Below are 21750 nucleotides of genomic sequence, written 5' to 3' on the forward strand. Positions count from 1 at the left end.
CGCATTTTGCTTCCGTTCCGGGGGGTGAATCCCTATATCCTCGGTATGGCGACGAACCCCAACTCCAACGAATATGGCGCGGAATCGATCAAGGTCCTGAAGGGCCTGGACGCGGTTCGCAAGCGCCCCGGCATGTACATCGGCGACACCGACGACGGCTCGGGCCTCCACCACATGGTGTTCGAGGTGAGCGACAACGCGATCGACGAGGCGCTTGCCGGCCATTGCGACCGGGTGCTCATCACGCTCAATCCCGACGGATCGGTGTCGGTCGAGGACAATGGCCGCGGCATTCCGACCGGCATCCACCCGGAGGAGGGCGTTTCGGCGGCCGAGGTCATCATGACCCAGCTGCACGCCGGCGGGAAGTTCGAGAACACGTCCGACGACAACGCCTACAAGGTGTCGGGCGGCCTCCACGGCGTGGGCGTGTCGGTGGTGAACGCGCTCTCCGAATATCTCGACCTGACCGTCTGGCGCGACGGCGAGGAGCATTACATGCGCTTCCGCCACGGCGATGCCGAGGCGCCGCTCAAGGTCGTGGGCAAGGCCGAGGGCAAGCGCGGCACGCGCGTCACTTTCCTGCCGTCGACCGAGAAGGTGCCGGGCGACGGCGGCACGTTCAAGAACCACACCGAGTTCGACTTCGACAAGCTGGAGCATCGCTATCGCGAGCTGGCGTTCCTGAACTCGGGCGTGCGGCTGGTGCTGGCGGATGCCCGGCACGAGGAGCGGCGCGAGGTGGAGCTGTTCTACGAGGGCGGCATCGCCGCGTTCGTGAAGTGGCTTGACCGCAACAAGCAGCCGCTGATGCCGGATCCGGTAGCGATCACCGGCCACCGCGACGACGTCGGCATCGACGTCGCGCTGGAGTGGAACGACAGCTATTACGAGAACGTGCTGTGCTTCACCAACAACATCCCGCAGCGGGATGGCGGCACGCACCTGGCGGCGTTCCGTGCGGCGCTGACCCGCACGATCAACAACTATGCCGACAAGTCGGGCGCGCTGAAGAAGGAGAAGGTCACCCTCACCGGCGACGACATGCGCGAGGGGCTGACCGCGATCGTCTCGGTCAAGCTGCCCGATCCCAAGTTCAGCTCGCAGACCAAGGACAAGCTGGTCAGCTCCGAGGTCCGCCAGCCGCTCGAAAGCCTGATGGCCGATAAGCTGGCCGAGTGGCTGGAGGAAAACCCCGCGGTCGCGCGCCAGATCATCCAGAAGGTGATCGACGCCGCCGCCGCGCGTGAGGCCGCCAAGAAGGCGCGCGAGCTCACGCGGCGCAAGGGCGTGATGGACATCGCCTCGCTGCCCGGCAAGCTTGCCGACTGCCAGGAGCGCGACCCCGCCAAGTCCGAGCTGTTCCTGGTGGAGGGCGACTCGGCCGGCGGCTCCGCCAAGCAGGGTCGCGACCGCCATTTCCAGGCGATCCTGCCGCTGCGCGGCAAGATCCTGAACGTCGAGCGCGCGCGCTTTGACCGGATGCTGTCGAGCCGCGAGATCGGCACGCTGATCCAGGCGATGGGCACCGGCATCGGCCGCGACGACTTCAATCTGGAGAAGCTGCGCTACCACAAGATCGTCATCATGACGGACGCGGACGTCGACGGCGCCCACATCCGCACGCTGCTGCTGACCTTCTTCTACCGGCAAATGCCGCAGATCATCGAAGCTGGGCATCTCTATATCGCCCAGCCGCCGCTCTATAAGGCGACGCGCGGCCGGTCCGAGGTGTACCTGAAGGACGACGCCGCGCTGGACGCCTATCTGGTGGACGCGGGAGTGGCCGCGCAGGTGCTGGAGACGCCGGCCGGCGGCCGCAGCGGCAGCGACCTCAAGACGCTGGTGGACCATGCGCGCCGCATGCGTACGCTGATGCGCTACGTCCCGCGCCGCTATGCGCCCGAAATCGTCGAGGTGCTGGCGTTGTCCGGCACGCTCGATCCCGAAGCGTCGCGCGCCGACCGCGAGACGCGGCTGGCCGATGCGGTTCGGCGGCTCGACAGCACCGATGGCGATGCCCGCTGGAGTGCCAGCATCTCCGAAGAGGGCGCGCTGCACTTCCGTCGCGTGTGGCGCGGGGTCACCGACCACCATGTGATCGAGGCCGCGTTCCTGACCTCGGCCGAGGGGCGCAAGCTCCACGCGCTGACCGCCGAGGAGGCCGAGAGCTATGCCGCCACCGGAAAGCTGATGCCGGCGCGCGGTGCCCATGCGAGCGACGCGGACAATCCGGTCGCCGACCTGGAGGAGAGCGAGGCGGCGCCGGTCACGGCGGCGAAGGGCGAGGTGCTGATCGCCCGCCCGAGCCAGCTGCTCGACGCGATCCTCGCCGCCGGGCGCAAGGGCCTGTCGATCCAGCGCTACAAGGGGCTGGGCGAGATGAATGCGGAGCAGCTGTGGGAAACCACGCTCGATCCGCAGAACCGCTCGATGCTACGCGTCGCGATCGAGCAGGCGGACGTCGCGGACGAGATCTTCACGCGCCTGATGGGCGACGTGGTGGAGCCCCGCCGCGAGTTCATCCAGGAAAACGCGCTGAGCGTCGCCAACCTCGACGTGTGATCTCCGGGAGGCGGGCGCCGCCTCCCGGTACCGGCTGCCGCTGCACCGCGCCTGCGGCAGCTATTAGCGCCATAACGGACATAGAACCGCGTCACCCGAACCGGCGTAGGTAGTTTCGGCGACTGCGACAGCGCCTGCTCCCGCTATACTCCTGCCGAAGTGGTTCGAGTGAGCGGGGGGACAGGTGGGGGAGGCGGCGTCTTCCATTCCGCTTCCACGGCGAGCGCCTTGCCGTCGGAAATGCGCCTCCGGGCCACTCAGGACGTGCCGGGAGCCACCGTTCGGTCGCTCGCGGCGTCCTCTGGTCCTTTGGGAGGAACAGGATGCCGTCGCATGCCACGACCGACAACGGGTCTGACGTGCCCGTCGAAACCCCGGACCGGCGAAGGCGTCGCGCGACGCCCGCGCCTTCGCCGATCCCGTCGAGAGGCGGTGATGCCCCGCCGATGTCCGAAGAGCAGCGGCTGGTGTGGCTGGATCTGGAGCAGTCGTCCAACCCGTGCATCTACAACGAGACCTGCACGCTGCACTGCCTGGGGATCTACGACCATGGCGTGATGACGCGCAGCCTGCACGCGCTGCTGCTGCGCCACGAAGTCCTGCGAACCACCTTCAGCGCGTCCGCGGGCGCCGACCCCGTCCAACGGATCCATGCCGATGCCGAGGTCGCCTTTCCCTTTCACGACCTGTCGGACTTGCCTGCGGACGAGCGGAGCGCCGAGGCCGGGCGCATCGCGGCAGTGGACGCCGAAACGCCGTTCGGGCTGTCGGACGTGCCGTTGTTCCGGGCGCGTGCGTTCCGCATCGGCGAGGGGGATCACCGTCTGTACCTGACGATCCACCACCTGCTCTTCGACGGGGACTCGCTCCAGCGCGTGCTGATGCCCGAACTGGTGGAGCTGTACGAAGCCGCGCTGGAGGGGCGCGATCCCGATCTCAAGCCGCTGCCGCTGCAATATGGTGACTATGCCGCGTGGCAGGCGAGCGAGCCGGCGAGGAGCCGCCACGGCGGGCAGCTCGCCTATTGGCAAGGCCGGCTCGCCGGCGAGCTGCCTGTGATCGACCTGCCGGCGGATCGCCCCAGGCCTACCCGCCGAAGCGGTGCGGGTGCGGTGGAGACGGTCGTGGTCCCGGCGGATCTGCTCGCCCGGCTTCGAGAGGCCGGCCGAGCGGCCGGTGTCTCCCTCTACATGGTGGTGCTGGCGTCCTATGCGACGGTGCTGCACCGGTGGAGCGGCCAGGACGACCTGACGATCGGGGGCATCGTCTCGACGCTGCGACGGCCGGAGTTGCGGCGTACGGCCGGCCTCTTTCTCAACACCGTCGTCCTCCGGCTCGCCCCCTCGGCAGACCTCTCCTTCCGCAGCCTTCTCATCCAGGTGCGGGACTGCGTGCTGGAGGCCATGGAGCATTCGGAGGTGCCGTTCGGGCTGGTCGCGCGCAGCCTTTCCGGCGGCGGACGGGGCGGACGCGACGGGCTGTTCCAGGCCGCGCTGTCGATGCAGCCGCCGCCTCCGCCGCTCCGCAGCGGTTGGCGCCTCACTGCCATCGACGTACCGGTGACGACGACCAAGTTCGACCTCTATCTGGAGGTGGAGGAGCGGGATCGCGAGCTGGATGCGCGGCTGATCTACAGCACGGACCTGTTCGACACCGACACGGTCCGCCGCATGATCGGGCATTGGCAGCGGCTGCTGCGGGCGATGGCCGAGGACGTGGACGGGACGATCGGCGGCGTCGTCCTTCTGGCCCCGGACGAGGAGGAGGCGGTCCTTCGTGCGTCCCTCGGGCCCGTGGAACCGATGGGGGAAGCCACACTCCACGAGCGGATCGCCCGGACGATCGCGGCCAGCCCGGATGCCGTGGCGGTCGTTCATGGCGACACCCGCTGGAGCTACGCCGAGCTCGATGCGCGTGCCAATGGGCTGGCGCAGGCGCTGGTGCAACGGGGCGTGCGGGCAGGGGATATCGTCGGGCTGCTCGTGGAGCGCTCGAAGGAAATGGTCGCGGCGATCCTCGCGATCCTGCGGACGGGGGCGGCCTATCTGCCGCTGGACCCCTCCTTCCCGTCGGCGAGGCTGGCAGAGATCGAGGCGGACGCGATGCCAAGGCTGATCGTCACACAGCGATCGTTGCTGGGAAAGGTGCAGGGCGCACCGGTTCTTCTGGAGGACGTCCCGGCATCGGCGGAGGCCTTTGAGGCGGTGGCGGGTCACCCGGACGACTTGGCCTATATCATCTACACCTCGGGCTCTACCGGCGTTCCCAAGGGTGTGGAGATCGCGCACCGCGGGGTCGTCAACGTGATGGAGGCGCTGGCGCAGGATCCAGGCTTCGGGCCGGGGGACCGGCTGCTCGCAGTGTCGCGGCTGACGTTCGACATGTCGGTGCCCGACCTGTTCCTGCCGCTGATGCGGGGCGGTACGCTTGTCGTCGCGGACGAGGGCGCCGTCACCGACCCCGACCTGCTACGGCGCCTGATCGAGGCGCACGACTGCAGCTTCATGCAGGCGACGCCGGCGACCTGGCGCAGCATGTTCGCGTCGGGCTGGAAAGGACATGCGGGCCTGCGCATCCTGTGCGGCGGGGAGGCGCTGCCGCGGGATCTCGCCGACCGGATCCTGGCGTGCGGGATGCGGCTGTGGAACGGCTATGGCCCCACCGAGGCGACGATCTACACGACCATCGCGCCCGTGCCGGTGGAGGGCGGGATCACCATCGGCCGCCCGATCCGGAACCTTCAGGCGGTGGTGCTCGACGATCGCGGGGGACCCGTCCCGTTCAACGTGCCGGGGGAACTCCATATCGGCGGGGTGGGGCTGGCGCGGGGCTATCGCGACGCGGAACTGGACCGGCGGTCTTTCGTCCGGCTTCCGGCTCTCGGCGGGAACCGCTTCTATCGGTCCGGGGATGTCGCACGGACGCGGACGGACGGCCGCATCGAATGGCTCGGCCGACGCGACGGGCAGATCAAGATCCGCGGCTTCCGGATCGATCTGGGCGACGTCGAGGCGGCACTGCTGCGCCATCCGGACGTCGCGGCATCGGTGGCGAACAGCTTTCGCGCGTCATCCGGGCTGAACGAACTGGCGGCCTATCTGGTGGCGCACCCTGGGCGATCGATCGACCCGGCAGAGCTGCGCGATTTCCTCCTGGGTTTGCTCCCCGCCTATATGGTGCCGACCCGCTATGTGCCGCTCACGGCGTTGCCGACCACCTCGAGCGGCAAGGTCGACCGAAGGGCCCTTCCGCCACCGGGCGACTGCCACATGGTCGCCACGGGCGAGCCCGGCGCATTCGCAGACGAGCACGAACGGCGTCTTGCGGCGATCTGGGCGGACGTGCTCGGGGTCGACGCGGTGGGGCCGCAGGACGATTTCTTCGATCTGGGCGGCCATTCGCTGCTGGCGGCGCGGATGTTCGGGCGGGTGGCCGAGGAGTTCGGGCGGCGCCTGCCCATGTCGGCGCTGTACGAGGCCGCAACCGTCCGGCGGCTGGCCGCGCTTCTCCGGAGCGAGGGAGCGGAGCCGGTACCGTCGCGCCTGCTCACGGTACAGGCGGGCGCGGACCTGCGTCCGCTGTTCTGGATCGATGCGGTTCCGAATTTCCGTCAGGCGCTGTTCCGGCCACTTGCCCGCGCGCTGGGGGCCGAGCGTCCGGTGATCGGGCTCTCGATCGATCTGGAGCGGCATCGCGACCTCCAAGGCGCAGATCTGGCGACCGTCGCCCGCGACATGGCCGGGAGCATGCTCGCCTCCGGTGCCCAGCCGCCCTTCCTGATCGGCGGCTATTGCAACGGCGGCGCTTGCGCCCTGGCCGTCGCGGACCTGCTGCGAAGGGAAGGGAAGGAAGTCGCGGTCGTCATCATGGTCGATGCGTCGAACCAGGCGCAGACCCGAAGCCGTCTGGGTCGGTGGCGCCGGGACGTTCTGCACATCCGCCGGCTGAAGGGCGCCGCACGGGGGGCGTTCCTCCGCGAGATCCTGTCCGACCGCTTCGCGCGCGTCCGCCGCCGCCTCTTCGGGGTGCGCGACGACGTGGACCGCCACCTGGAGGTGAACGACCGGATGAACCGCATGGACCGGGCGTTCGATCCTTCGCCCTATCCGGGGCGGGTCGTGCTGTTCCGGACCGAGGAATATGATGGCGCCTCGGTTGCGGGATGGAGCGCGGCGATTCCGGACGCGCTGGAGGTGCATCCCGTCCGGGGGGGCCATGTCACCGTGCTCCACAGGCCCGCGGTCGAGGAACTGGGAAGCGCCATCGCGGAACTGCTGGCAGAGCTCGAGCGGCCGGATGGAACGAAAGTCCTGCCAATCCGACCTGAAGTGGTTGCGCAATAAACCACTATTGAAGGGCGCTCTGACGCACGAAAAGGCGAGGCGTGGTTGACCTGCGCGACATTGCAGCGCAGCAGGCGCACATGGCAAGCCTCCCCTCGATCACCAACAATCCCGATGTTCGCTTCCTCGGCCGCCTGCTCGGCGACGTGATCCGCGCCTATGGCGGGGAGGACCTGTTCAAGCGGATCGAATACATTCGTGCCACGTCGGTCGACCGGCATCGCGGGGTCGCCGGAGCGGAGGCGATCGATCCGGGGCTCGACCGGCTGACGCTGGACGAGACGATCGCATTCGTGCGTGGGTTCATGCTCTTCTCGATGCTCGCGAACCTGGCCGAGGATCGCCAGGGCGTCGCGGCAGAACAGGGCGGGGACGTCGCCCATGCGCTCGAGCGGCTGGCCGAGCACGGCATCGGCCGCGATGCGGTGCTGGCGCTGCTCGACGACGCGCTGGTGATGCCGGTGCTCACCGCCCATCCGACGGAGGTGCGGCGCAAGAGCATGATCGATCACCGCAACCGGATCGCGGAGCTGATGGTGCTGCGCGACGGCGGCGTGGAGGAGACCGAGGAGGGGGATCGGGTCGAGGAGGCGATCCTGCGCCAGATCGCGCTCCTGTGGCAGACGCGCGTGCTGCGGCGCGAGCGGCTGTATGTGGCGGACGAGGTCGACACCGCGCTCAGCTATCTGCGCGACGTGTTCCTGCCCACGCTGCCCGCGCTCTATACCCGCTGGGAGCGGGTGCTGGGCGCGCGGCCGGCGTCGTTCCTGCGGCCGGGCAGCTGGATCGGCGGCGACCGAGACGGGAATCCGTTCGTTACGGCGGACTCGCTCAAGCTGGCGCTGTCGCGTTCGGCCGAGGCAGTGCTGGGCTATTATCTCGATGGGGTGCATGCACTCGGCGCCGAGCTGTCGATCTCGACCGAGCAGGCGGAGGTCGAGGCTGCGGTCGCCGCGCTGGCCGAGGCGAGCGGCGACAAGGCGGCGAGCCGGGCGGACGAACCGTTCCGCCGGGCGCTGTCGGGGATCTACGCGCGGCTGGCCGCCACCTACCAGGCGCTGACCGGCAAGGCGCCGCCGCGGCCCTCGGCGCTGCGTGGTGAGCGCTATGCGGACCCAGCCGCGTTTCGCGACGACCTGGCCGCGATCGCCCATGCGCTCACCACCGGCGGCAACGGACCGCTGGCGACCGGCGGCGCGCTCGGGCGGCTGATCCGGGCGGTCGAGACCTTCGGCTTTCATCTTGCCACGCTCGACATGCGCCAGAACAGCGCCGTGCACGAGCGCGTTGTCGCCGAGCTGCTCAAGGCCGGCGGGGTCGAGGACGACTATGCCGCGCTGGACGAGGACGCCCGCGTCGCGCTGCTGCGCCGCGAACTCGCGAGCCCGCGGCCGCTGACCTCGCCCTATCTCGGCTATTCGGACGAGACCGAGTCCGAGCTGGCGATCCTGCACGCCGCCGCCGACGCGCATGCCAAATACGGCCGCGCCTGCATCCGCCATTACATCGTGTCGATGGCGGAATCGGTGTCCGACCTGCTGGAGGTGAACCTGCTGCTCAAGGAAGCGGGGCTCTATGTGCCGGGCGAGCCGCCGGAAGCGCATATCATGGCGATCCCGCTGTTCGAGACGATCGGCGACCTGCAGGCCGCCCCCAACATCATGCGCGCCTGGTTCGCGCTGCCGGAGGTCGCGGCGGTGGCGAGCGCGCGCGGCCATCAGGAAGTGATGATCGGCTATTCCGACAGCAACAAGGACGGCGGCTATCTCACCTCGACCTGGCAACTCAGCCGCGGCTCGACCGCGCTGCAGCCGGTGTTCGAGGACGCAGGCGTCGGCATGCAGCTGTTCCACGGCCGTGGCGGTGCGGTGGGACGCGGCGGCGGATCGTCGTTCGCGGCGATCCAGGCACAGCCGCCCGGCACCGTCCAAGGCCGCATCCGCATCACCGAACAGGGCGAGGTGATCGCCGCCAAATACGGGACGCGGGCGAGCGCCACCACCAACCTGGAGGCGATGGCCTCTGCCACGCTGCTCGCCAGCCTGGAGCCCGAGCGGCTGGCGCCGGCCGATTACGAGCGCTTCGCGCGGGCGATGGACACGCTGTCGGACACGGCCTTCCACGCCTATCGCGACCTGGTCTACGGGACGGAGGGCTTCCGCACCTTCTTCCGCCAGATGACGCCGATCGGCGAGATCGCCGGCCTCAAGATCGGATCGCGCCCGGCGAGCCGCAAGAAATCGGACGCGATCGAGGATCTGCGCGCGATTCCGTGGGTGTTCAGCTGGGCGCAGGCGCGCGTGATGCTGCCGGGCTGGTACGGCGTCGGCCAGGCGATCGCCGCGTTCGGGGACAAGGGGCTGCTGCGCGAGATGGCGAGCGGCTGGCCGCTGTTCGCGGCGACGCTCGCCAACATGGAGATGGTGCTCGCCAAGTCCGACATGGGCATCGCCGCGCGCTATGCCGGGCTGGTCGAGGACCGGGCGATCGGCGACGCGATCTTCGGGCGCATCCGCGACGGCTGGCAGGCGACGCATGACGGGCTGCTGACGGTCACCCGCCAGACGCGGCTGCTGGAGAAGCATCCGCAGCTCGAGACGTCGATCCGGTTGCGGCTGCCGTACATCGAGCCGCTCAACCTGCTCCAGATCGAGCTGCTGAAGCGCCACCGCGCGGGCGAGGACGATGCGCGCATCGGCGAGGGGATCCTGCTGTCGATCAACGCGATCGCGACGGCGCTGCGCAACAGCGGCTGAGGGACGGCGGGACCAATCCAGCACCCTGGCCTCTCGTCATCCTTACGGAAGTCAGGATCCATTGCCGCACCGGCAGGAAGCGTGAGCGCTGCGGGAATGGATGCTGACTTTCGTCAGCATGACGGAGAGGCGGGCTGCGTTTGCGAGCCTCACCACCTCACCACCTCACCTCCGTTCGCTTCGAGCTTGTCGAGAAGGCCACACGCACCGCTCGCCAGCGCTTCTCGACAGGCTCGAAGCAAACGGGAGGGTTCCGTGCTCCCGCGCAGGCGGGAGCCCAAGGTTTCAGGCGCAGCTGCTGTTCTGCTTGGCCCTGGGCTCCTGCCTGCGCAGGAGCACGGGTTCTACCGTCCGTTCGGCAACTTACCGCTCGCGCGTCGCCGCGAACCGCACCTTGGGATAGCGATCCGCGACATAGCCCACTTCCCACGCAGACTTGGCGAGGAACACCGGGTTGCCGTCGCGGTCCTTGGCCATCGCGGTGCGGTTGAGGTCAGCGAAGGTCTTGAGGTCCGCCGAATCCTCCGACGACACCCAGCGCGCGGTGTCGAACGGCGCCGGTTCCAGCCCGGCGGCGACCTTGTACTCGGCATCCAGGCGGCTGAGCAGCACCTCGAGCTGGAGCTGGCCGACCACGCCGATGATCCAGTTGGAGCCGATCTCCGGATAGAAGACCTGGGTCACACCCTCCTCGGCCATGTCGTCCAGCGCTTTCCGCAGCTGCTTGGTCTTGGTCGGATCCTTGAGCGCCACGCGGCGCAGGATTTCCGGCGCGAAGTTGGGGAGGCCGGTGAAGCGCACATCGGCGCGCTCCGACAGCGTGTCGCCGACGCGCAGCGTGCCGTGGTTGGGGATGCCGATGATGTCGCCCGGAAACGCCTCGTCCGCCAGCTCGCGCTCGCGCGCGAAGAACAGGATCGGCGAGTGCACCGCGATCGGCTTGCCGTGGCCGGTCGGCGTCAGCTTCATGCCGCGCTTGAACGTGCCCGAACACAGCCGCATGAACGCGATGCGGTCGCGATGGTTGGGGTCCATGTTGGCCTGGACCTTGAACACGAAGCCGGTGACTTCCGGGTTGCTCGGGTCGACGGGCGCCGGCTCGGCCGGTTGCGGGCGCGGCGGCGGCGCGTGCTCGGCAACCGCCTTGATGAGCGAATCGACGCCGAACTCCTTGAGCGCGGAGCCGAAATAGACCGGCGTCAGGTCGCCGTTGCGGTACGCCTCGCCATCGAACTCGGCATAGCCGGCCATCGCCAGCTCCGCGTCCTCGCGCAGCTTGGCGACGCCCTCGGCCGATAGCAGTTCGTCGAGCTTGGGATCGTCCAGGCCGGTCGTCTCCACCACCTTGCCCTGGAACTCGCGGCTCGGGCCCTCGGGCAGCAGCAGGCGGTTGCTGCGCAAGTCATAGATGCCTTCGAACGCGCCGCCCATGCCGACCGGCCACGTCATCGGCGTGACGTCGAGCTGGAGCAGGTCGGCCACCTCGTCCAGCGTCTCGAACACCGCGCGCCCTTCGCGATCGACCTTGTTGACGAAGGTAATGATGGGGACGTTGCGCAGGCGGCAGACCTCGAACAGCTTGCGCGTCTGGCTCTCGATGCCCTTGGCGACGTCGATCACCATCACGGCCGAGTCGACCGCGGTCAGCGTGCGATAGGTGTCCTCCGAGAAATCCTCGTGGCCCGGGGTGTCGAGCAGGTTGAAGGTCACGCCCTCGCGCTCGAACGTCATCACCGACGAGGTGACGGAGATGCCGCGCTGCTGCTCGATCTTCATCCAGTCGGAGCGCGCGCGCCGGGCGGCGCCGCGCGCCTTGACCTCGCCCGCCAGGTGGATCGCACCGCCGAACAGCAGCAGCTTTTCGGTGAGCGTGGTCTTGCCGGCGTCGGGGTGGGAAATGATCGCAAAGGTGCGGCGGTCGGAAGCGGTGGGCATCGGGAATCCAGGAAAGGGGTTGCGGCACGCCCTGCCCTGCTTTTGGCTGGGCGTCAAAAAGGGGGGGACGGAGCTGGGCACTCCCTTACCTCCTCCTCCCGTTCGTGCCGAGTAGAGATCGAGTAGCTGCGCAAACAGCGTATCGAGAACTCGTATCGAGGTACGGTCCCGCGCGGCAACCCTCCCTCGATACGCCGTCTCGATACGCGGCTGCGCCGCTCCTCGACGGCTACTCGGGATGAACGGCGTGGGGGAGGGGAGAGGGAGAGGAGGAAGGGCAGAAGGCGCCCACCTACCGCCGCACACTCCGTGCCGCCGCGACCGCGACATTTGCTGTCAGCACGTCCCCCGCGCTCGCCCCTGACATGGTGGCGCGCTCGGTCTGCCGCAGCCGGTCGATCGCGCGGGCGAGTTGGGGCGCGCTCCAGCGGCGCAGCGCGTCCATCGTCGGCTGCTTCTCGCGGAAGAACACGCGGTGGCGCTCGATCACGTCGGCGGGGCGGCCGCCGGCGTCGATCTCGGCGCGCATCTCGGCGAGCGACAGCAGCTTGCGCACGGTCATGCGCAGCAGCGGCACCGAATGGTTGCCGCCGGCCTCCAGCGCCGCGACCTCGGCACCGGCGGTGGCGGCATCGCCGCCGACGATCGCGGCGATCGCGCCGAACATCTCCGCCTCGCCCAAGTCTGCGCCGATCGCGTCGAGTGCGGGCAGGCCCGCGTCGCGCGGCTGGTCGGGGGCGGCGTCGAGGAACAGCGCCAGCTTCTCTATCTCGCGTGCCAGGATCGCGCGGTCGCCGCCGCTCGCCACCGCCAGCCGCTCGGCCGCCTCGTGTGAGAGGCGCAGGCCGTGGTCGCGCGCGAGCGCGGTGGCGAGCCGCCCCGCCGCCTGCGCATCGGGCACGTAGCAGGCGCATTCATAGGCGTTGGACACGGCCGAGACGAGCTTCACCAGCTTGCCCGTGCCCTTCACCGAGGGCGCGAGCGCCACCACCGGGTTGCCGGCGCGCTCGGCCGAGAGCAGCAGCGTCACCGCCTCCAGCGACTCCTCGCCCATCGCATTGACGCGTATGTAGCGGGCACCGCCGAAAAGCGAGAGCGACGCGGCCTCGTCGGCAAGCGCGCCGGGGCGGGCCTTGAGCCCGCTGCCCTCGAACTCGATGCGTTCGGCCTCCGGACCCATCGCGCGCGCGAGCCGCTGCGCGAGTTCGGCCGCACCCGCCTCGTCGGGGCCGTGCAGCAGGTAGAGGCGGATGTCGGGGGCGGGTTTGTCGAGCCGCGGCCCCAGCGTGTCGGGCTTGGCCTTCACTGCCCGGCGGGGGCGTCGGTCCGCTGCGCGTAGAGCGCGAGGCGGGCGATGATCTGGTCCGCGACGATGCCGGACAGCCGCTCCAGCGCCGACTGCTCGGCGGCGATCGTGGCATATTCGGAGCTCACCACGTCGATGCCCACGTCGGAGCCCGCGGTGGCGTCGAGCACCGTCTCGCCGCTCGCGGCGTCGACCAATTGATAGCGCGCGCGCAGGGTGCGGCGCTCGCGCGTCACGGCATCGTCGCGGCGGACACCCAGGCCCGTGATCTCGTCGTCCAGGACGATTTGCAGCCGGTAGCGCGGAGCGCCCTCGGCCCGCAGCCGGTCGCGCAGCGCGGTCGACACCAGCCAGCCGTTCTGGCCGGGGATCGGTGCCACCTCGACGCCGGAAAGCAGCGCGCGCACCGGCCCGGACTCGCCGCCCGCATAGAGCGGCCGCAGGCCGCAGCCGGCGAGCAGCGGCAAACAGGCGATCAGCAGCAGCGGGGCGGCGCGCCGGATCATGCGACGATGTTCACCAGGCGATCGGGAACCACGATCACCTTGCGCGGCGGCTTGCCCTCCATCGCGCGCTGGACGTTGGCCGAGGCGAGCGCCGCGGCTTCCGCATCCTCGCGCGAGGTACCCTTGGCCATCGTCAGCGTATCGCGCAGCTTGCCATTGACCTGCACCGCGACGGTGACCTCGTCCTCGACCAGCAGCGCCGCGTCGACCTCGGGCCAGGGCGCGTCGGCGATCAGCCCGTCGCCGCCGTTGGCGGCCCAGGCTTCCTCGGCGATGTGCGGCACCATCGGCGCCACCAGCCGCATCAGCGTGCGGATCGCCTGGGTGCGCGAGGCGGAAGGGCCTGCCTTTTCGATCGTGCCGGTGAGCTCGTAGAGCTTGGCCACCGCCTTGTTGAACGCCAGCGCCTCGACGTCGGCGGCGATGCCGGCGATCGTCTGGTGCAGCTTGCGGTCGATCGCCTTGTCGGACCCTTGCGCGTCCGCCTGCTCGGCCAGGCCGTCGAACAGCCGCCACAGCCGCTGGACGAAACGCCACGAACCCTCGATGCCCGCCTCGCTCCACGGCAGGTCGCGCTCGGGCGGGCTGTCGGACAGCATGAACCACCGCACGGCGTCCGCGCCATATTGATCGACGATCGGACCCGGATCGACGGTGTTCTTCTTGGACTTGGACATCTTCTCGACGCGGCCGACCGTGATGGCCTCGCCCGTCGCGATCTCCACGCCGTCCTGCACTTCCGCCGGGCCCAGCCAGCGGCCGTCCGAAGACTTGTAGGTTTCGTGCGTCACCATGCCTTGCGTGAACAGGCCGGTGAACGGCTCGGCCACGTCGATCAGGCCGGTGCGCTTGAGCGCGCGCGTCCAGAAGCGGGCGTAGAGCAGATGGAGGATCGCATGCTCGACGCCGCCGATATACTGCCCGACGGGCAGCCACTGGGCGACGACATCCTTGTCGAACGGCTTGTCCTTGGGCTGGCTGGCGAAGCGGATAAAGTACCAGGACGAATCCGCGAAGGTGTCGAGCGTGTCGGTCTCGCGCCGCGCCGGCTTGCCGCAGTTCGGGCAGTCGACGTGCTTCCAGGTCGGATGGCGATCGAGCGGATTGCCGGGCACGTCGAAGCTGACGTCCTCGGGCAGCACCACCGGCAGCTGGTCCTGCGGGACGGGGACGGCACCGCAATCCTCGCAGTGGATGATCGGGATCGGCGTGCCCCAATAGCGCTGGCGGCTGACGCCCCAGTCGCGCAGGCGCCAGACGGTGGTGCCTTCGCCCCAGCCATCGGCTTCGCCGCGTGCGATCACCGCGGCCTTGGCGGCGTCCACGTCCATCCCGTCGAGGAAGTCGGAGTTCACCAGCGGCCCGCCGCCGGTATAGGCCTCGTCCCCGGCGAACAGCGGATCGCGGTGCTCGCCGTCGGCGACCACGCGGCGCACCGGCAGCTGGTACTTACGCGCGAAGTCCAGGTCGCGCTGGTCGTGCGCCGGCACGCCCATGACGGCGCCGGTGCCATATTCCATCAGCACGAAGTTGGCGATGAACACCGGCATCGGCAGCCCGGTGAACGGGTGCGTCGCGGTGGCGCCGGTGTCGTAGCCGAGCTTTTCCTGCGTCTCGATCTCGGCCGCGGTGGTGCCGCCCTGCTTGCAGCGATCGATGAACGCCTGTGCTTCGGGATCACGCGCGGCGGCGGCCTGGGCGATCGGGTGGTCGGCGGCGACCGCCACGAAGCTCGCGCCGAAGATCGTGTCGGGGCGCGTCGAGAAGACCTCGACCGGCTGGCCGTCCGACACCTGGAAGCGGATCTTCATGCCGCGGCTCTTGCCGATCCAGTTCTCCTGCATCAGCTTGACCTTGTCGGGCCACTGATCGAGCGTCTGGAGACCGTCGAGCAGCTCGTCGGCGAAGTCGGTGATCTTCAGGAACCACTGCGAGAGCTTGCGCTTCTCCACCAGCGCGCCCGATCGCCAGCCGCGGCCGTCGATCACCTGCTCGTTGGCAAGCACGGTCATGTCGACCGGGTCCCAGTTGACCGCCGATTCCTTGCGATAGACGAGGCCCGCCGCATAGAAATGCAGGAACAGCGCCTGTTCGTGGCCGTAATAGTCGGGCTCGCAGGTGGCGAGCTCACGCGTCCAGTCGAGCGCGAAGCCCAGGCGCTTCAACTGCGCCTTCATCGTGGCGATGTTGTCGCGCGTCCAGCCGCCGGGATGCACGCCCTTTTCCATCGCCGCGTTCTCGGCCGGCATGCCGAACGCATCCCAGCCCATCGGGTGGAGCACTTCATGGCCGGTCATGCGGCGGAAGCGCGCGAGCACGTCGCCCATGGTATAGTTGCGGACGTGGCCCATGTGGATGCGCCCCGACGGATAGGGGAACATCTCGAGCACATAGCTCTTGGGACGCGGGCTGTCGTCGCGGGCAGCGAAGGTGCGGCGTTCTTCCCACAGCTTCTGCCAGGCCGCATCCGCCTTCAGTGCATTGAAACGCGAGGCCATTGGACGGGTGCTTGCCTCAGCCGATCAGCGCGCCGCGGCGCAGGTCGCGCGCACGGGTCAGGATGATGTCTTCCAGCTTCTGGACGGTGGCGGCCTGGACGGGCGCCTCCACCCACTGGCCGTTCTGCTGCACCTGGCGCAGGGCGGCCACGCGCAGCGCATCGGCGCGCAGATCCTGGTCGAGGATGCTGACGGTCACCTTCATCCGCTCGGTGGGCGTGGCCGGATTGACGTACCAGTCGGTGACGATCACGCCGCCGTTCGAATCGGTCTGGAGCAGCGGCATGAAGCTCAGCGTGTCGAGGCTGGCACGCCACAGATAGCTGTTGACGCCGATGGTCGTCACCTGGGAGGCGGCGAGATCGGCCTTCAGATCGTCCTTGCGGCTGCCGCAAGCGGTGAGCGTGAGGGCAATCGCGAGCGGACCCAGGATCGCGGTGCGCAACGGGCGGATCATCGGCGTTTCCTTGGAAGAACGGAACATCGGCTGCTTCTATAGAGGGTCGCGGTGGCGCCGCAAGCGGCGTGGCCCCGGAGGCAGTACCGGGCGGCATGTGGGCGGATTGCAACAGTTCGCCGGAATCGTGTCCGGCCGGTGGCGACATGCAACCGAATCATGCTAGCGCACTTTTGAAGCGGGAGGAGAAACGGGGTGCTTACGATGCGCGCCATGGCTGGATTGGGGATCGGGGTGCTGAGCGCCGCCGGAGCCTTGATCGCGCCTGCGCTTGGTGCGCCGGAAGGCACACGTGCCGTGGCTTTCCGCCGTGCGGCCCCCGTCAGCAGCATCGGCGGCTTCACGCCCTCGTCCGCCGACCCCAAGCTCGCTGCAGTTCTCGCGCGCAGCGGGATCGACGGCAGCAGCTTCCGCTTTACGCCTTCGGAAGGCCAGCGCATCAGCAAGCGTGCCGTGACGGTCGCGGTGCGTGCGCGCACGCAGCCGGCTTCTGCTTCGGAACATGCGGCGGTTGACACCAACGTCGGCCCCACGCTGGCGCCTATCGCCTATAACCTCGGGACTTCGGTCGGCTGGAAACGTTTCGCCGCCGCCGGCGATCTCGCCAAGCTCGACCTGGGCGTGCAGCCGGGCAATCGCGATCGCATCGGTGCTGCGGTCGGCAAGGCGGCCCGTCGTACCAGCAGCGTGACCGTGGGCGGCGAAAAGCCGCTCGTCGATCAGGCCAAGCTGGTGGCGGATGTACCCAGCGCCTCGATCGACGTCGGGGGCTCCTATTCGCTGACTCGTCACTTCGACGTGACGGCGGGCGTGCGCTACAAGTCCGACAAGGACCGGCTCCTGCGGACCGAGGACACGCGTCGGGACAGCCAGGCGCTCTACGTGGGCACCGCCTTCCGCTTCTGATCCCGCCGGGCGCTACTGTGCCCAGGCGTCGATCGCAGCCCAGCCGTGAATGCGGAAGTGCGCGAGGCTTCGTGCGCGTCGGGCGTCCATGCCTCCCAGTGCGATCACCGGGACATCGGCGCCGCGAATTAGCAGGCCGAAGCGAACCCGTCCGAGTGCAGGCGCGCCCGGATGGGAGCGTGTCGCAAACACGGGCGACGCGAACACCGCATCCACCCGCGCCCTGCGTGCCGCCACCATGTCCCGCCGGTGGTGCACGGGGCGCGTCGTGAGGCCGTGTGTCCCGACCGCGGCCCGGCCACCATGCTGTCCGTCTGCCCCTCGCAACGCCGCGCCTGCGACCACGAGCACCAGCCGCCGGCGCCGTGCGATGCGCCGGACCCGGGCAAACAGCGCGGCGCGCTCTTGAGGGGGCAGCTGATAGTGGCGGAACACCACGCCCGCGCCGCGGGGCAGCCGTTCCAGCGCCTCCCATAGCGCCTCCCCCATTCGCGGATCGGTCATCAGCCATTGGCGGGGGAGGGGCTGGCGGGCACGCATCGCGCTACCTATAGCGCCGGCGATGACCACCGACGATGCCCCCCAGCGGCTGGCCGATGTGCGCGAGCGGATCGCGCGCGCCGAGCAGCTCGCCAAGCGCCCGGCCGGCGCCACCAGCCTGATCGCCGTCTCCAAGACGCACGAGGCGCCCCAGATCACCCCCCTGATCGCCGCGGGCCAGCGCGTATTCGGCGAGAACCGCGTGCAGGAGGCGCAAGCGAAATGGCCGGCGCTGCGCGAGGCGACACCCGACATCGAGCTTCACCTGGTCGGCCAGCTTCAGTCGAACAAGGCGGCCGACGCCGTGGCGCTGTTCGACGCGATCCATTCGGTCGATCGACTCTCGCTAGTCACGGCGCTTGCCCGTGCGATGGAGCGGCAGGACCGTCGCCCCGCCTGCTTCGTGCAGGTCGACATCGGCGACGAGCCGCAGAAGGGCGGCGTCGCGGTTCCCGAACTGCCGGCGCTGCTCGCCGAGGCCCGAAGCGCCGATCTGCCCGTGGTCGGGCTGATGTGCGTGCCGCCGTTCGATCTGGAGGCGGCGCCTTGGTTCGCGTTGCTCGCCAAGTTGGCGGACGACCACGGCCTGCCGGGGCTCAGCATGGGCATGTCCGGGGATTATGAGACGGCGGTGACGCTGGGCGCGACCCATGTGCGGGTCGGCACCGCTTTGTTCGGCGCGCGCTGATGCGATTCGACGCGATCCTGTTTGACTTCGACGGCGTGCTGCTGGAAAGCGAATGGGCGGGCAACCGCCACCTTGCCGACTATCTGACGGCCTCCGGCCACCCGATCGGCACCGAGGAGGCGATGGCGCGCTTCATGGGGCGTGCGGGCAAGGACTTCCTCGACCAGGTCGAGGCATTCCTGGGCCGCCCGATCCCGGCCGACTTCCACGAAGCGCGCGCCGCCGAGGATGCGCAGGCGGTGGCGGAGGGCATCGTCGAGGTCGCAGGCGCGGTGGCGTTCGTCCGCGCGCTGCCGCCTGAGCTGCCGCGCGCGATCGCCTCGTCGAGCTCGACGCGCTGGATCACCGCGCATCTCGATCACCTGGGGCTGCGCGATGCCTTCGGCGACAAGATCTTCAGCGGGCGCGAGCATGTCGCGCGCGGCAAGCCGGCGCCCGACCTCTACCTTTATGCGGCAAAGGCACTGGGGGTGCCGATCGAGCGGTGCGTGATCCTGGAGGATTCGCCGGTGGGCGCGACCGGTGCGGTGGCGTCGGGCGCGCACGTCATCGGCCTGTGCGCGGGCCAGCATTGCGGCGTCGGCCACCCCGACGTGCTGCGGGCGATCGGCGTCCAGGACATCGCCGCCGACTATGCCGAGGTCGCGCGCCTGATCGCCTGACGGGCGTAGGGCCGACATCCCGGTCTGGCAGCCTTCCCATTCGCGCAAGGCAGAGCCGCCGCAAAACAGCAATCGCGCTCCTGCGCAGGCGGTGACCCGGGGTTCCGGCGCGCTGCTTGGCTCTGGGGCCTCGCCTGCACGGGGACCTGGCAGTGGGCACCCTTTCTGTCATGCCAGCGAAGGCTGGCATCCATTCGCGCAACGTCCACGACTCTTGGGCGGAGCGCCAATGGATCCTGACGTTCGTCAGGATGACAGGGGCGATCGAGGCGGGCCGGAGCCCGCCTCACCATTATTTCACCGGGAAACCGCGGCGCTTGAACAGCGCCGTGACGTCGGGGTCGCGGCCGCGGAACGCGCGATAAGCCTGCTTGCGATCGGTCTCGTTGCCGGTCGACAGCAGCACCGTGCGGAAGCGGTCGGCGGTCGCCTTGTCCCACACGTTGCCGGTTTCGGTGAACGCCGCCCAGGTGTCGGCGTCCATCGTCTCCGACCACAGGTAGCTGTAGTAGCCCGCGCTATAGGCGTCGGACGAGAACAGGTGGTTGAACTGCGGCAGGCGGTGCCGCATCACCATCTCCTTGGGCATGCCAAGCTCGGCCAGCGTCTCGCGCTCGAACGCATCGATGTCGGTCACCGGCGTGTCGCGATCGTGCAGCTTCATGTCGACGATCGCCGACGACAGATATTCGACCGTGTCGAAGCCCTGGTTGAAGGTCGAGGACTTCTCGATCTTGTCCACCAGCGCCTGCGGCATCGCCGCACCCGTCTGATAATGCTTGGCGTAGCGGTCGAGCACGTCGCGGGTGAGCAGCCAATTCTCGTTGACCTGGCTGGGATACTCGACGAAGTCGCGCGGCGTGCCGGCGAGGCCGGGATAGCGCACGTCCTGCAGGAAGCTGTGGATGGCGTGGCCGAACTCGTGGAACAGCGTGGTCGCATCGTCCAGGCTGATGAGCGTCGGCTGGCCGGGCGCGCCCTTCACGAAATTATTGTTGTTCGACGCCAGGACGTTCCGGTGCCCGCCCAGCTCCTGCTGGCGGCGATAGGCCGTCGCCCAGGCGCCCGAGCGCTTGCCCGAGCGGGCATAGGCGTCGAAATAGAACACGCCGACATTGTGGCCATCGCGCTTGTCGGTGACGACAAAGGTGCGCACGGCCGGATCGAACACCGGGATCTGGCCCGTGTTCTCCTTGAAATCCAGGTCGTAGAGCCGGCCGGCGGCGTAGAGCGCGCCCTGGAGGATGTTGTCGAGCTGGAGGTAGGGCTTCACCTCGCTCTCATCCAGGTCGTACTTCGCCTTGCGCACCTTCTCCGCGTAGAAGCGATAGTCCCACGGCTCGATGGTCAACTTGGCGCCGCTCTGGTTGGCGAGCGCCTGCATGTCGGCGACCTCCTGGTGGACGCGCGCGACGGCGGCGGGCCACACGCGCATCATCAGCGACATGGCGTTGGCGGGCGTCTCCGCCATGGTGTCGTCCATGCGGTACCAGGCGTGGTTCTGGAAGCCGAGCAGCTTGGCGCGTTGCTGGCGGAGCTTAAGGATCTCGGCGATGGTCGCGTTGGTGTCGTTGGCACCGCCGTTGTCGCCACGGTTGACGAAGGCGCGCCACACCTTTTCGCGCAGGGCGCGGTCGGTGGCGTAGGTGAGCACCGGCGCCACCGAGGAGCGGGTATTGACGATCGCCCACTTGCCGGGGAGCTGGCGCTCGTCCGCTGCGGCCTTGAGCGAGGCGACGAAGCTGTCGGGAAGCCCGGCGAGCTGCTTCGCATCGTCGACGACGATCCAGGTCTCCTCGTCGGCCAGCACCTTCTCGCTGAAGCTGTTGTAGGCGACCGACAGCGCCTGGTTGAGCTGCGAGACCTGCGCCCGCTGCGCATCGGTGAGGAGGGCACCGCGGCGCACGAAGCTGCGATAGGTGCGCTCCAGGAGGCGCAGCTGCTGGGGATCGAGCTTCTGCTTGGCGCGGCTGTCGTACGCCGCCTTCACCCGCGCGAAGAGCTTGGGGTCGAGATAGAGCTCGTCGTAGAAGGCGGAGAGCTTGGGGCTCCACTCGCGGTCGATCGCCTGCACCTCCTTGGTGGCGAGGTTGCTCGAATAGACGCCCCACATCGATTCGACGCGGTCCATCGTGTCGCCGGCGAGTTCCATCGGCTCGATCACGGTCTGGAAGGTCGCAGGCCGCTTGTCGTCGCGAATCTTGAGCACGTCGCGGCGAAGCTCGGCCATCGCCACCGGAAAGGCGGCGGGGAACATCGCCGGCGTCACCTTGTCCCAGGGCGGCACGCCGCCATAGGGGCCGCTCCAGGGGGCGAGCAGCGGGGTCGCATCGACGGAAGTCGCAGCGGCGGAAGTCTGCGCCATGGCGGCTCCTGCAGGGGAAAGGGCAAGGATCGTGGTCGCGGCCAGAACGGCGCGCAGGCGTGCGGTCATCAGGGGCTCCGATATGGGATCGCGGGCGAGCCTAAGCATCGGGAAAAGAATGGCAAGCCGGCGCCCGCGCAGAAGCTATGCGATGGCGGTTGACTCGGAGCGGCATTAGAACAGAATAGGAACATATCGAGTCCCTGCGAGTCCTAGCTGTTGT

General features: G+C 68.9%; 13 protein-coding genes. 6 read left to right on the plus strand and 7 right to left on the minus strand.

The window, feature by feature from the left end; genetic code table 11:
• Positions 1-45: 45 nt before the first annotated feature.
• From gyrB to ppc, 3 genes are all read left to right on the plus strand, one after another.
• On the plus strand, positions 46-2565 hold the full coding sequence (gene gyrB, locus EO081_RS14900) for a DNA topoisomerase (ATP-hydrolyzing) subunit B (protein ID WP_129342995.1): 2520 nt from the start codon (positions 46-48) through the stop codon (positions 2563-2565).
• 446 nt (positions 2566-3011) lie between these two features.
• On the plus strand, positions 3012-6908 hold the full coding sequence (locus EO081_RS14905; RefSeq protein ID WP_165284654.1) for a non-ribosomal peptide synthetase: 3897 nt from the start codon (positions 3012-3014) through the stop codon (positions 6906-6908).
• Between the two features lie 80 nt (positions 6909-6988).
• Positions 6989-9664, plus strand: coding sequence for a phosphoenolpyruvate carboxylase (gene ppc / locus EO081_RS14910; RefSeq protein WP_129343339.1), 2676 nt, complete (start codon positions 6989-6991; stop codon positions 9662-9664).
• 363 nt (positions 9665-10027) lie between these two features.
• Here ppc and EO081_RS14915 read toward each other — a convergent pair whose 3' ends face one another.
• From EO081_RS14915 to EO081_RS14935, 5 genes are all read right to left on the minus strand, one after another.
• Positions 10028-11599: a peptide chain release factor 3 gene (locus EO081_RS14915; protein ID WP_129342999.1), complete on the minus strand. Its 1572-nt coding sequence runs from the start codon at positions 11597-11599 to the stop codon at positions 10028-10030.
• 292 nt (positions 11600-11891) lie between these two features.
• Positions 11892-12905 (minus strand): DNA polymerase III subunit delta, encoded by a 1014-nt coding sequence (holA, locus tag EO081_RS14920; protein ID WP_129343001.1) that lies wholly within the window; start codon positions 12903-12905, stop codon positions 11892-11894.
• Positions 12902-13411 (minus strand): LPS assembly lipoprotein LptE, encoded by a 510-nt coding sequence (lptE, locus tag EO081_RS14925; RefSeq protein WP_129343003.1) that lies wholly within the window; start codon positions 13409-13411, stop codon positions 12902-12904. Before lptE ends, holA begins: the two co-directional genes overlap by 4 nt.
• On the minus strand, positions 13408-15909 hold the full coding sequence (gene leuS, locus EO081_RS14930; protein ID WP_129343005.1) for a leucine--tRNA ligase: 2502 nt from the start codon (positions 15907-15909) through the stop codon (positions 13408-13410). Before leuS ends, lptE begins: the two co-directional genes overlap by 4 nt.
• Before the next feature lie 16 nt (positions 15910-15925).
• The gene (locus tag EO081_RS14935; RefSeq protein ID WP_125959444.1) at positions 15926-16366 is read right to left on the minus strand and encodes a DUF3576 domain-containing protein; all 441 of its coding nucleotides are present in this window, start codon (positions 16364-16366) and stop codon (positions 15926-15928) included.
• Positions 16367-16663: 297 nt separating this feature from the next.
• Here EO081_RS14935 and EO081_RS14940 point away from each other — a divergent pair, with 297 nt between their 5' ends.
• On the plus strand, positions 16664-17272 hold the full coding sequence (locus tag EO081_RS14940; RefSeq protein ID WP_240697703.1) for a hypothetical protein: 609 nt from the start codon (positions 16664-16666) through the stop codon (positions 17270-17272).
• 12 nt (positions 17273-17284) lie between these two features.
• Here the strand turns inward: EO081_RS14940 and EO081_RS14945 are convergent, their stop codons facing one another.
• Complete coding sequence (locus EO081_RS14945) at positions 17285-17776, minus strand: thiamine phosphate synthase (RefSeq protein ID WP_240697704.1); 492 nt, start codon at positions 17774-17776, stop codon at positions 17285-17287.
• A 58-nt stretch (positions 17777-17834) separates the two neighbouring features.
• Here EO081_RS14945 and EO081_RS14950 point away from each other — a divergent pair, with 58 nt between their 5' ends.
• Positions 17835-18500 (plus strand): YggS family pyridoxal phosphate-dependent enzyme, encoded by a 666-nt coding sequence (locus EO081_RS14950; RefSeq protein WP_129343010.1) that lies wholly within the window; start codon positions 17835-17837, stop codon positions 18498-18500.
• Positions 18500-19162 (plus strand): HAD family hydrolase, encoded by a 663-nt coding sequence (locus tag EO081_RS14955; protein WP_129343012.1) that lies wholly within the window; start codon positions 18500-18502, stop codon positions 19160-19162. Before EO081_RS14950 ends, EO081_RS14955 begins: the two co-directional genes overlap by 1 nt.
• Positions 19163-19454: 292 nt before the next feature.
• Here the strand turns inward: EO081_RS14955 and EO081_RS14960 are convergent, their stop codons facing one another.
• Entirely contained in the window at positions 19455-21596 is a 2142-nt protein-coding gene (locus EO081_RS14960; protein ID WP_129343014.1) for a M3 family metallopeptidase, read from the minus strand.
• Between the last annotated feature and the right edge of the window lie 154 nt (positions 21597-21750).

The sequence above is a fragment of the Sphingomonas desiccabilis genome (genome assembly GCF_004135605.1).
Classification (GTDB): domain Bacteria; phylum Pseudomonadota; class Alphaproteobacteria; order Sphingomonadales; family Sphingomonadaceae; genus Sphingomonas; species Sphingomonas desiccabilis.

Bases quoted from the DNA above. Each gene is read 5' to 3' on its own strand.
- EO081_RS14915 (WP_129342999.1), bottom strand. From the start codon at position 11,599: ATGCCCACCGCTTCCGACCGCCGCACCTTTGCGATCATTTCCCACCCC.
- EO081_RS14905 (WP_165284654.1), top strand. From the start codon at position 3,012: ATGTCCGAAGAGCAGCGGCTGGTGTGGCTGGATCTGGAGCAGTCGTCC.
- EO081_RS14955 (WP_129343012.1), top strand. From the start codon at position 18,500: ATGCGATTCGACGCGATCCTGTTTGACTTCGACGGCGTGCTGCTGGAA.
- EO081_RS14935 (WP_125959444.1), bottom strand. From the start codon at position 16,366: ATGATCCGCCCGTTGCGCACCGCGATCCTGGGTCCGCTCGCGATTGCC.
- gyrB (WP_129342995.1), top strand. From the start codon at position 46: ATGGCGACGAACCCCAACTCCAACGAATATGGCGCGGAATCGATCAAG.
- lptE (WP_129343003.1), bottom strand. From the start codon at position 13,411: ATGATCCGGCGCGCCGCCCCGCTGCTGCTGATCGCCTGTTTGCCGCTG.
- EO081_RS14960 (WP_129343014.1), bottom strand. From the start codon at position 21,596: ATGACCGCACGCCTGCGCGCCGTTCTGGCCGCGACCACGATCCTTGCC.
- ppc (WP_129343339.1), top strand. From the start codon at position 6,989: ATGGCAAGCCTCCCCTCGATCACCAACAATCCCGATGTTCGCTTCCTC.
- EO081_RS14945 (WP_240697704.1), bottom strand. From the start codon at position 17,776: ATGACCGATCCGCGAATGGGGGAGGCGCTATGGGAGGCGCTGGAACGG.
- EO081_RS14950 (WP_129343010.1), top strand. From the start codon at position 17,835: ATGACCACCGACGATGCCCCCCAGCGGCTGGCCGATGTGCGCGAGCGG.
- leuS (WP_129343005.1), bottom strand. From the start codon at position 15,909: ATGGCCTCGCGTTTCAATGCACTGAAGGCGGATGCGGCCTGGCAGAAG.